A 10,556-nucleotide genomic window follows, 5' to 3' on the forward strand; every position below is an offset into this window, starting at 1 on the left:
GCTAAACAGCCCCGCTCTCGATTCGCGTCACGTGTTATTCGGTTTCCAGATCGATATCGATGCCGAGGGAACGAATTTCTTTGATCAACACGTTGAAGGACTCGGGCATGCCCGGCTCCATACGGTGATCGCCGTCCACGATGTTTTTGTACATCTTGGTACGACCGTTCACATCGTCCGACTTCACTGTGAGCATTTCTTGCAGAGTGTATGCAGCACCGTATGCTTCCAGTGCCCAGACCTCCATCTCCCCGAAACGCTGACCACCGAACTGAGCCTTACCACCCAGCGGCTGCTGGGTAACCAGGCTGTACGAACCGGTAGAACGAGCGTGCATCTTGTCGTCTACCAAGTGGTTCAGCTTCAGCATGTACATGTAGCCAACAGTAACCGGGCGCTCGAACTTGTTGCCGGTACGGCCGTCGAACAGCTGCATCTGGCCGCTTTCTGGCAGGTCTGCCAGTTTCAGCATGGCCTTGATTTCGCTTTCCTTGGCGCCGTCGAACACCGGGGTAGCCATTGGAACGCCGCCGCGCAGGTTCTTCGCCAGATCCAGGATTTCCTGGTCGGAGAAGGTGTCCAGCTCTTCGTTGCGACCGCCGATCTCGTTGTAGATCTCGTGCAGGAACTTACGAAGGTCTGCGACCTTGCGCTGCTCTTCGATCATACGGTTGATCTTCTCGCCCAGACCTTTGGCCGCGAGGCCCAGGTGGGTTTCAAGGATCTGACCAACGTTCATACGCGAAGGTACGCCCAACGGGTTGAGGACCACGTCGACCGGGGTGCCATTGGCATCGTGCGGCATGTCTTCAACCGGCATGATCACAGAGACCACACCCTTGTTACCGTGACGACCGGCCATCTTGTCGCCCGGTTGGATGCGGCGACGGATTGCCAGGTAAACCTTGACGATTTTCAGCACGCCTGGAGCCAGGTCATCGCCCTGCTGCAGTTTGCGCTTCTTGTCTTCGAACTTGTCGTCCAGCAGACGGCGGCGATCAACGATATAGGCCTGGGCCTTCTCGAGCTGCTCGTTCAGAGCGTCTTCAGCCATGCGCAGTTTGAACCACTGGCCGTGCTCAAGACCGTCGAGGATTTCGTCGGTGATGTCCTGACCTTTCTTCAGGCCTGCGCCACCTTCGGCCTTGTGGCCTACCAGAGCGGAACGCAGACGTTCGAAGGTCGCACCTTCAACGATACGGAACTCTTCGTTCAGATCCTTGCGGATCTCGTCGAGCTGGGTCTTCTCGATGGACAGTGCACGAGCATCACGCTCAACGCCGTCACGGGTGAAGACCTGTACGTCGATGACAGTACCTTTGGTACCGGTAGGTACACGCAGGGAGGTGTCTTTAACGTCGCTGGCTTTTTCACCGAAGATGGCACGCAGCAGCTTCTCTTCCGGCGTCAGCTGGGTCTCGCCTTTCGGAGTGACCTTACCGACCAGGATGTCGCCAGCGCCAACTTCAGCACCTACATAAACGATACCGGCTTCGTCCAGCTTGTTCAGTGCAGCTTCACCCACGTTCGGGATGTCTGCAGTGATTTCCTCAGGCCCAAGCTTGGTATCACGCGCCACACAGGTCAGTTCCTGAATGTGGATCGTGGTGAAGCGGTCTTCTTGAACCACACGCTCGGACAGGCAGATGGAGTCTTCGAAGTTGAAGCCATTCCATGCCATGAACGCGATGCGCATGTTCTGACCCAGAGCCAGTTCACCCATGTCGGTGGACGGGCCGTCGGCCATGATGTCGCTACGCTGAACGCGATCACCCTTGCTCACCAGCGGACGCTGGTTGATGCAGGTGTTTTGGTTCGAGCGGGTGTATTTGGTCAGGTTGTAGATGTCGACACCGGCTTCGCCAGTTTCTACTTCGTCATCGGCAACACGAACCACGATGCGGCTGGCATCAACGGAGTCGATCACACCGCCACGACGAGCCACGACGCAAACGCCGGAGTCACGCGCTACGTTGCGCTCCATGCCGGTACCTACCAGCGGCTTGTCAGCACGCAGGGTCGGTACAGCTTGACGCTGCATGTTGGAACCCATCAACGCACGGTTGGCGTCATCGTGTTCCAGGAACGGGATCAGCGACGCTGCAACCGAAACTACCTGCTTCGGAGAAACGTCCATCAAGGTGACGTCTTCCGGCGCCTTGACGGTGAACTCGTTCAAGTGACGAACAGCTACCAGCTCGTCGACCAGGACTTTCTTGTCGTTCATCGTGGCCGAAGCCTGAGCGATCACGTGATCAGCTTCTTCGATGGCGGACAGGAATACGATCTCGTCGGTGACCAGGGCGTCTTTCACCACACGGTACGGGCTTTCGAGGAAGCCGTACTGATTGGTGCGCGCATAGGCAGCCAGGGAGTTGATCAGACCGATGTTCGGACCTTCCGGCGTTTCGATCGGGCAAACACGACCGTAGTGCGTCGGGTGTACGTCACGGACTTCAAAGCCAGCACGCTCACGGGTCAGACCGCCCGGGCCCAGTGCAGAAACACGGCGCTTGTGGGTGATCTCGGAGAGCGGGTTGTTCTGGTCCATGAACTGCGAAAGCTGGCTGGAACCGAAGAACTCTTTCACCGCAGCAGCCACTGGCTTGGCGTTGATCAGGTCTTGCGGCATCAGGCCTTCGCTTTCAGCCATCGACAGACGCTCTTTGACCGCACGCTCAACACGTACCAGGCCAACGCGGAACTGGTTCTCGGCCATTTCGCCTACGCAGCGAACACGACGGTTACCCAGGTGGTCGATGTCATCGACGATGCCTTTGCCGTTACGGATGTCGACCAGGGTCTTCAATACCGCGACGATGTCTTCCTTGCACAGCACGCCCGAACCTTCGATCTCGGTACGACCGATACGACGGTTGAACTTCATCCGGCCGACCGCAGACAGGTCATAGCGCTCAGGGCTGAAGAACAGGTTGTTGAACAGGGTTTCGGCAGCGTCTTTGGTTGGTGGCTCACCAGGACGCATCATGCGATAGATCTCGACCAGCGCTTCCAATTGGTTGCTGGTGGAGTCGATCTTCAGTGTGTCGGAGATGAACGGACCGCAGTCGATATCGTTGGTGTACAGGGTCTCGATGCGAACAACCTGGGCCTTGGCGATCTTGGCCAGGATCTCGGTGTTCAGCTCGGTGTTGCACTCAGCCAGGATTTCGCCTGTAGCCGGGTGAACGATGACCTTGGCGGTAGTGCGACCCAGGACGTAGTCCAGTGGCACTTCCAGCTCTTTGATACCGGCTTTTTCGATCTGGTTGATGTGGCGCGCAGTGATACGACGGCCAGCCTCAACGATGACCTTGCCTTTTTCGTCCTGGATGTCCAGGACAGCAATTTCACCACGCAGACGCGAAGCGATCAGTTCCAGCTTGAGGGTTTCATCCTTCAGGCTGAATACGTTGGTGGTATAGAAAGCATCCAGCACTTGCTCAGTGGTGTAACCGAGCGCGCGCAGCAATACCGAGGCCGGCAGCTTGCGACGACGGTCGATACGCACGAACACGCAGTCTTTCGGGTCGAACTCGAAGTCCAACCACGAACCGCGGTACGGAATGATCCGCGCGGAGTACAGGAGTTTGCCGGAGCTGTGCGTCTTGCCGCGGTCGTGGTCGAAGAACACGCCCGGGGAACGGTGCAGCTGGGAAACGATTACACGCTCGGTACCGTTGATTACGAAGGTACCGTTCTCAGTCATCAATGGGATTTCGCCCATGTAGACTTCTTGCTCTTTGATGTCCTTGATCGCTTTGTTCGACGATTCTTTGTCGAAAATGATCAGACGGACTTTTACCCGCAAAGGTACGGCGTACGTAACGCCACGCAACACGCATTCTTTGACATCAAATGCCGGTTCGCCCAGGCGATAACCGACGTACTCCAGCGCAGCATTGCCGGAGTAGCTGATGATCGGGAAAACGGATTTGAAGGCCGCATGCAGGCCCACGTCGCGGAACTGATCTTTGGTCGCTCCCGCCTGCAAGAATTCACGATACGAATCCAGCTGGATAGCCAGAAGGTACGGGACATCCATGACGTCCGGCAACTTGCTAAAGTCCTTGCGGATACGTTTTTTCTCAGTATATGAGTAAGCCATCAGCGTTCCCCAGCTTGGTCACCTGCTTGTTTGGCCCCTCCGACGGGAGCAGCCAGAAAATCTTGCAAACCCCATGGTTTGCACCACCGCTTCGGGTGGCTACAGCGCGTTAATGGCGGCGACCGAGTCGACAGCCAAGAACGGAAAAAGGCCGGTGGCAAGAGCCACCAGCCATCAGCCTTCAGCTTAACGCTTGGGCTGGAGACGCAAGGTCGATGCTTACTTCAGCTCGACTTTAGCGCCTGCTTCTTCCAGAGTAGCTTTGGCTTTGTCAGCGGCGTCTTTCGACACAGCTTCCAGAACCTGGGCAGGAGCGCCGTCAACTACAGCCTTGGCTTCTTTCAGGCCCAGACCGGTCAGTTCACGTACTGCCTTGATCACGTTTACTTTCTTCTCGCCAGCTTCCAGCAGCATGACGTTGAATTCGGTTTGCTCTTCAGCAGCGACAGCAGCAACAGCTGGGCCAGCGGAAGCAGCGGCAGCGGAAACGCCGAATTTTTCTTCGAAAGCTTTGATCAGCTCAACAACCTGCAGAACCGACATTTCAGCTACGGCGTTGAGGATATCGTCTTGGGAGATAGACATTGCTGTATTTCCTGAATTGGGGGACGGCCTACGCGGCCATCGAAATAAACAAAAATACGCGAGAGAATTTGCTCAGCCTTAGGCTGCGGCAGCTTCTTTTTGCTCGCGAACTGCAGCCAGAGTACGAGCCAGCTTGCTGGTAGCGCCTTGAATCACGCTCATCAGCTGCGAAATAGCTTCGTTACGGGTCGGCAGTGTTGCCAGTACGTCGATTTGGTTAGCTGCGAGGAACTTGCCCTCGAACGCAGCTGCCTTGATCTCGAACTTATCCTGACTCTTGGCGAATTCTTTGAACAAACGGGCAGCAGCGCCTGGATGATCTTTAGAGAACGCGATCAGAGTCGGGCCGGTGAACACGTCGTTGAGAACACTGTATTCAGTGTCAGCAACGGCGCGCTTGAGCAGGGTGTTACGTACAACACGTACGTATACACCAGCTTCACGAGCCTCTTTACGGAGTCCGGTCATAGCGCCTACTGTCACACCACGGGCATCAGCCACGACAGCGGACAGAGCAGCTTTGGCAGCCTCGTTGACTTCAGCGACGATGGCCTTCTTGTCTTCGAGATTAATTGCCACGGGTTTAACTCCTGCTTGTTACCGTTTCATCTGGCCTAGGCCTGATGTCGTTTTGGTGTCTGATTCGGTAAGGAACCGGGAGCACCATCTGCGTAGGCTTGTTGGTTTAAGACTTGCGTCGCCTACGGTCTTGGATAGCCCCCGCCAGGCAGGGACCCCAATCTTTCAATTGGCGCAATTACTTGCGCCAATTTATGTCTTATACGTCCAGCGAGCCTTGGTCGATGACCAGACCTGGGCCCATAGTGGTGCTCAGGGTAACGCGCTTGACGTAGATACCTTTCGAGGAAGCCGGCTTGATACGCTTCAGATCAGCGATCAGGGCTTCAACGTTTTCCTTCAGCTTGACGGCATCGAAGCCGACTTTGCCAACGGAGGTGTGAATGATGCCGTTTTTGTCGGTGCGATAACGAACCTGACCAGCCTTGGCGTTTTTAACCGCGGTAGCTACGTCTGGCGTTACGGTGCCGACTTTAGGGTTAGGCATCAGGCCACGTGGACCGAGGATCTGACCCAACTGACCTACAACGCGCATTGCATCCGGGGAAGCAATTACGACGTCATAGTTCAGGTCGCCGCCTTTCATTTCGGCAGCCAGGTCGTCCATGCCAACGCGATCAGCACCAGCGGCCAGAGCAGCTTCAGCAGCTGGGCCTTGGGTGAAGACAGCAACACGTACAGTCTTGCCAGTACCGTGTGGCAGCACAGTAGCGCTACGAACGACCTGGTCGGATTTACGTGGGTCAACACCCAGGTTTACAGCAACGTCAACAGACTCGCTGAACTTGACAGTCGACAGCTCGGTCAGCAGGGCAGCAGCGTCTACGAAGTTGTAGGACTTGCCTGCTTCGATTTTGCCGGCGATAGCCTTTTGGCGCTTGGTCAGCTTAGCCATTACACACCCTCCACGTTAAGGCCCATGCTACGAGCAGAACCGGCGATGGTACGCACGGCTGCATCCATATCAGCTGCAGTCAGATCCGCGTTTTTGGTTTTCGCGATTTCTTCCAGCTGAGCACGGGTTACAGTGCCAACCTTAACGGTGTTAGGACGAGCGGAACCGCTGGTCAGACCGGCAGCTTTCTTCAGCAAAACCGAAGCCGGGGTCGACTTGGTTTCGAAGGTGAAGCTACGGTCGCTGTATACAGTGATGATCACTGGAGTCGGCAGACCTGGCTCAAGACCCTGAGTACGGGCGTTGAAGGCCTTGCAGAATTCCATGATGTTCACGCCGTGCTGACCCAGAGCTGGACCGACGGGTGGGCTAGGGTTGGCCTGAGCGGCCTTCACTTGCAGCTTGATGTAAGCGGTAATCTTCTTGGCCATGAGGCACTCCAATTACGGGTTCAAACGCCTCGAAAGGCTCCCCGGTTACTTGCGCGTTTATCCCAGTGACGACAAAACCCCACAGCCGAAGCTGCGGGGTTGGGATGCTTGCCCAGCTAGACCTTCTCGACCTGGCTGAACTCCAACTCTACCGGAGTAGAGCGACCGAAAATGAGCACTGCCACTTGGATCCGGCTCTTTTCGTAGTTAACTTCTTCGACCGTACCGTTGAAATCAGCAAACGGACCGTCTGTAACGCGAACAACCTCACCCGGCTCGAACAACGTCTTCGGCTTGGGCTTGTCGCTACCGTCAGCAACACGACGCAGAATTGCTTCCGCCTCTTTATCGGTGATCGGAGCAGGCTTATCGGCAGTACCGCCAATGAAGCCCATGACGCGAGGGGTATCCTTGACCAAGTGCCAAGTACCTTCGTTCATGTCCATCTGTACCAGCACGTAGCCAGGGAAGAACTTGCGTTCGCTTTTGCGCTTCTGCCCATTCCGCATTTCAACCACTTCTTCAGTGGGAACCAGAATTTCGCCGAAGCCATCTTCCATGCCTGCCAGCTTTACGCGCTCCAGCAAAGAGCGCATAACATGCTTCTCGTAACCCGAGTAAGCATGCACAACGTACCAACGCTTAGCCACGGGACACCCTTAGCCAACAATCAAGGAAACAAGCCAGCCGAGCAGGGAATCAAGCCCCCACAACAGCAACGCCATAACCAGAACAACAGCCACGACAATCAATGTGGTCTGCGTGGTTTCTTGGCGAGTCGGCCAAACGACTTTACGGATTTCGGTGCGAGCTTCCTTAACCAGTACCGCGAAGGACTTGCCTTTGGCAGTCTGCAGGCCTACAAAGGCAGCTACAGCAGCAAGGGCAAGCAAAGCGAGTACACGGTACAGGATCGGCGAAGCAGAATAGTACTGATTGCCAACAACGCCTACGACCACCAAGGCGACTACAGCGAGCCACTTTACCAGATCGAAACGAGAGCTTTGAGCTTCAGCCTTAGGAGTCATCTATGAAGATCCTGTGAAAAGAAAGCCAGACACACCACGTGAATCTGGCAGGTCAGGAGGGAATCGAACCCCCAACCTACGGTTTTGGAGACCGTCGCTCTGCCAATTGAGCTACTGACCTAAAACAAAATCAGGCCGACCATTATGCAGGCCTGAAAAAGACTTTACAACAACCAACCCCACAAGACCTGAAACATCGAACAACATTCAAGCCGAGGCAGCTGTTAAAACAAAGGCAGATATTTTCATATCTGCCTTGTTATATGGAGCTCTTGAGCGGATTTGAACCGCTGACCTCACCCTTACCAAGGGTGTGCTCTACCAACTGAGCTACAAGAGCGAAACACCTTGCACAACCTGCAAACTTGGAGCGGGTAGCGGGAATCGAACCCGCATCATCAGCTTGGAAGGCTGAGGTTCTACCACTAAACTATACCCGCGGAGCTTGCAGCTCACGCTAAAAATGGTGGAGGGGGAAGGATTCGAACCTTCGAAGTCGTAGACGTCAGATTTACAGTCTGATCCCTTTGGCCGCTCGGGAACCCCTCCTAAGCGAGCCGGCATTTTACATCACACCGACCTTCTGTCAAGCATTTTCTCATTTAAATTATGAGGTTAGCTGCATTGACGGTAGCTTTGCACTGTAGCCCTTAAAGGTCTTCACTGCGAAGCGGGCGCCATTCTATGCAAACTATTCGAGAGTTGCAATGCCTTCACACAGCATTATTTTATGTTTTAACTCATTGAATTCATTAGCAAGGCTTTCAAAGGGCAGATCGTCAGCCAGGCGACGGCTCTCAGGGGCTACGCGCAACCAATAACCCGAGGCGTCCGGTGCGTTCAGCAACTGGACCTTGACCTTGATATCCAGGCTCGTGAGCCTCTGTTCGAGAGAGGAGGCTTGGCGTCGATCAGAGAACCCACCGATGTATAAGCAGGTATTTTGCGCCTCCGCCGGCCTAGCCCGATCACGCCGCGCCACCGCATCTGCCGACTCACTCAGCAGGCGAATATCTTGTTGTGCTCCCCGATGGAGACTCAAGGGCGTGACATCCTTGGCCCGCAATGGCGCCCCTTGCTGATGCCAGACGTAATAGAAAACATTGAGAACCAGTAAAAGTAAAAACAGCCAGCGCATAATCACCTCAAGACAAAGGACACGCCATCGCCAAACCAACAAACACCAGGTCCGGGACCAGCCGAGCCTGAGGCGCAGCTTCCCTGACCAGGTCGGCATCGCCTCCAGTGAGGAAGACCGTGAAATCCTCCCCCCAATAGCCTCGGGCCAACTCGAGCTGGGTCAGCACGAACCCTCTAAGCATGAGCGTACAACCACGCTCGACAGCCTCTACGGTCGTTCGACCAGGAGAGAGACGCTCCAGAGCCCGCTCAGCGGCCGCATCGTCATAGCGTATCTTGCGGGTATGGGTTCGCAGCTGATTCCGCATAAGCGGCATACCCGGGCAAATAAACCCACCCAGGTGCCCACCGTCCGGACCAATAAAATCTGCTGTCGCCGCTGTACCAAAGTCGAGTACCAAGCATGCACCTGACGCCAACTTGAACGCGCCCAGCATGGCCAGCCATCGATCCATCCCCAGGCGCTGGAAGTCGTCGTAGCCATTGCGCACTCCACCCATTTCTTGAGCAGACGTTGCACAGGAAACAGCAACGCCAAATGCCGCTACCAAGGCTGCTATCAGCTTATCGGTCTCCTCAAGCGCGCGAACACTCACCAACCGACAACGCGTGAGCAATAGACCAGGCAAAGCCACCAAACTATCGATCAGCGCGATATCCGAACCTGCGATGCCTTCCGCGCGAACAGTTGCCTCACTCAACTCAAGAACACGCCATTTGATAAAGCTATTTCCACAGTCGAGCTCAAGAATCATCACGCAACCTCAGGCTTAACTCACCACCGCTGTATATTTTCTCAACGCCACCGACATTCAAACGCAAGGCGCCCTGACGATCCACGCCCAGCACAACCCCATCAATCTGATTGACGCCCGCGATAAGAGACACGGACTTCCCCTGCCAGGCGTGATGCTGTTCCCATTCGTCTTGCAACCCTGCAAAACCCGCAGCCTTGTGTCGATCTAGGTAGGCTTGTAGTTGCAAACCCAAACGCGCCACCAGGTGATTACGATCCACAGGAGAGCCAGCCTCGAGCTGCATCGAAGTCCATTGCTGATCAACCTCTACAGCCTTCTGCATATTCACATTGATACCTATCCCTAGCACAACGTGACAGATATCTGCAGGATCTCCCACCAACTCAAGCAAGATGCCTGAGATTTTCTTTTGCCCAACCAGGACGTCGTTTGGCCACTTCAAAGCTGCACCCCGCACACCCGACTCACGCAGAGCCTGCAGGACTGCCAGCCCCACCACCAGACTCAGCCCTTCCAGTTGCCGCAGACCGCCCTCAATACGCAATACAAGGCTGTAGTAAACGTTTTGCGCAAATGGGCTGACCCACTTTCGGCCTCGTCGCCCCCTACCCGCCGTTTGCTGCTCCGCCAGCACAACAAAAGGAGCCGCACTGCCCGCACCGATAAGACGTAAAGCCTCAGCATTAGTGGAATCAATGGAGTCGAAAATGTGAACGGGCCAAGCCAAGGAAGCCGCGCCCAGAGAAATCTCCTGCGCATTCAAAAACACCAATGGCGCAGCCAATCTATATCCGCGGCCCCGCACCTTATGAATGGGGAGATTCAATTCTGCCTCAAGATGCTGAAGCTGCTTCCACACGGCACTGCGACTAACGCCCAAGGCAGCGCCAAGCGCTTCTCCAGAATGGAACTGACCATCTTTCAGAAGTTTCAACAACGTCAGCATGCACATATCGCCTCAGAATGAGGCACGCATGATAGCCATGCGCAGGGTCATTGCATAGAAAGGCTGGATATCAGTCTGGGTCGAGA

Annotated in this window: 10 protein-coding genes and 4 tRNA genes; all 14 read right to left on the minus strand. The window is 55.4% G+C overall.

Annotation, left to right across the window (positions count from 1 at the left end; all coding sequences use genetic code 11):
• Positions 1–34: 34 nt before the first annotated feature.
• Positions 35–4,108 (minus strand): DNA-directed RNA polymerase subunit beta, encoded by a 4,074-nt coding sequence (gene rpoB / locus A7K61_RS15290; protein WP_010206926.1) that lies wholly within the window; start codon positions 4,106–4,108, stop codon positions 35–37.
• 219 nt (positions 4,109–4,327) lie between these two features.
• Positions 4,328–4,693, minus strand: coding sequence for a 50S ribosomal protein L7/L12 (gene rplL, locus A7K61_RS15295; protein WP_003176432.1), 366 nt, complete (start codon positions 4,691–4,693; stop codon positions 4,328–4,330).
• 78 nt (positions 4,694–4,771) lie between these two features.
• Positions 4,772–5,272 carry a 50S ribosomal protein L10 gene (gene rplJ / locus A7K61_RS15300; protein ID WP_003176433.1) on the minus strand — a complete coding sequence of 167 codons (501 nt, stop codon included), beginning with the start codon at positions 5,270–5,272 and terminating at the stop codon, positions 4,772–4,774.
• 199 nt (positions 5,273–5,471) lie between these two features.
• Complete coding sequence (gene rplA, locus A7K61_RS15305) at positions 5,472–6,167, minus strand: 50S ribosomal protein L1 (RefSeq protein ID WP_003176434.1); 696 nt, start codon at positions 6,165–6,167, stop codon at positions 5,472–5,474.
• A complete protein-coding gene (rplK, locus tag A7K61_RS15310) occupies positions 6,167–6,598 on the minus strand; it encodes a 50S ribosomal protein L11 (RefSeq protein WP_003176435.1) in 432 nt (143 codons plus the stop codon). The genes rplA and rplK overlap by 1 nt, the downstream gene beginning before the upstream one ends.
• Positions 6,599–6,714: 116 nt before the next feature.
• Complete coding sequence (gene nusG, locus A7K61_RS15315) at positions 6,715–7,248, minus strand: transcription termination/antitermination protein NusG (protein WP_003176436.1); 534 nt, start codon at positions 7,246–7,248, stop codon at positions 6,715–6,717.
• Positions 7,249–7,257: 9 nt separating this feature from the next.
• Positions 7,258–7,626, minus strand: a complete 369-nt coding sequence (gene secE / locus A7K61_RS15320) for a preprotein translocase subunit SecE (RefSeq protein WP_003194658.1) — start codon at positions 7,624–7,626, stop codon at positions 7,258–7,260.
• A 45-nt stretch (positions 7,627–7,671) separates the two neighbouring features.
• Positions 7,672–7,747: transfer RNA gene (locus A7K61_RS15325), tRNA-Trp, on the minus strand.
• Between the two features lie 143 nt (positions 7,748–7,890).
• Positions 7,891–7,966: transfer RNA gene (locus A7K61_RS15330), tRNA-Thr, on the minus strand.
• 26 nt (positions 7,967–7,992) lie between these two features.
• A tRNA-Gly gene (locus A7K61_RS15335) sits at positions 7,993–8,066 on the minus strand.
• Positions 8,067–8,090: 24 nt separating this feature from the next.
• A tRNA-Tyr gene (locus tag A7K61_RS15340) sits at positions 8,091–8,175 on the minus strand.
• 142 nt (positions 8,176–8,317) lie between these two features.
• Complete coding sequence (locus tag A7K61_RS15345) at positions 8,318–8,764, minus strand: hypothetical protein (protein WP_057711930.1); 447 nt, start codon at positions 8,762–8,764, stop codon at positions 8,318–8,320.
• Between the two features lie 7 nt (positions 8,765–8,771).
• Complete coding sequence (locus A7K61_RS15350; protein ID WP_057711929.1) at positions 8,772–9,521, minus strand: pantothenate kinase; 750 nt, start codon at positions 9,519–9,521, stop codon at positions 8,772–8,774.
• The gene (gene birA, locus A7K61_RS15355) at positions 9,511–10,470 is read right to left on the minus strand and encodes a bifunctional biotin--[acetyl-CoA-carboxylase] ligase/biotin operon repressor BirA (RefSeq protein WP_057711959.1); all 960 of its coding nucleotides are present in this window, start codon (positions 10,468–10,470) and stop codon (positions 9,511–9,513) included. The genes A7K61_RS15350 and birA overlap by 11 nt, the downstream gene beginning before the upstream one ends.
• Positions 10,471–10,556: the final 86 nt, after the last annotated feature.

The organism is Pseudomonas sp. AP42 (assembly GCF_001728935.1).
Taxonomy (GTDB): Bacteria; Pseudomonadota; Gammaproteobacteria; order Pseudomonadales; family Pseudomonadaceae; genus Aquipseudomonas; species Aquipseudomonas lactis.

What these genes read in the sequence shown, in the direction of transcription:
- rpoB (WP_010206926.1), bottom strand. Translation starts at nt 4,108, where the DNA reads ATGGCTTACTCATATACTGAGAAAAAACGTATCCGCAAGGACTTTAGC.
- rplL (WP_003176432.1), bottom strand. Translation starts at nt 4,693, where the DNA reads ATGTCTATCTCCCAAGACGATATCCTCAACGCCGTAGCTGAAATGTCG.
- rplA (WP_003176434.1), bottom strand. Translation starts at nt 6,167, where the DNA reads ATGGCTAAGCTGACCAAGCGCCAAAAGGCTATCGCCGGCAAAATCGAA.
- rplK (WP_003176435.1), bottom strand. Translation starts at nt 6,598, where the DNA reads ATGGCCAAGAAGATTACCGCTTACATCAAGCTGCAAGTGAAGGCCGCT.
- secE (WP_003194658.1), bottom strand. Translation starts at nt 7,626, where the DNA reads ATGACTCCTAAGGCTGAAGCTCAAAGCTCTCGTTTCGATCTGGTAAAG.
- A7K61_RS15345 (WP_057711930.1), bottom strand. Translation starts at nt 8,764, where the DNA reads ATGCGCTGGCTGTTTTTACTTTTACTGGTTCTCAATGTTTTCTATTAC.
- A7K61_RS15350 (WP_057711929.1), bottom strand. Translation starts at nt 9,521, where the DNA reads ATGATTCTTGAGCTCGACTGTGGAAATAGCTTTATCAAATGGCGTGTT.
- birA (WP_057711959.1), bottom strand. Translation starts at nt 10,470, where the DNA reads ATGCTGACGTTGTTGAAACTTCTGAAAGATGGTCAGTTCCATTCTGGA.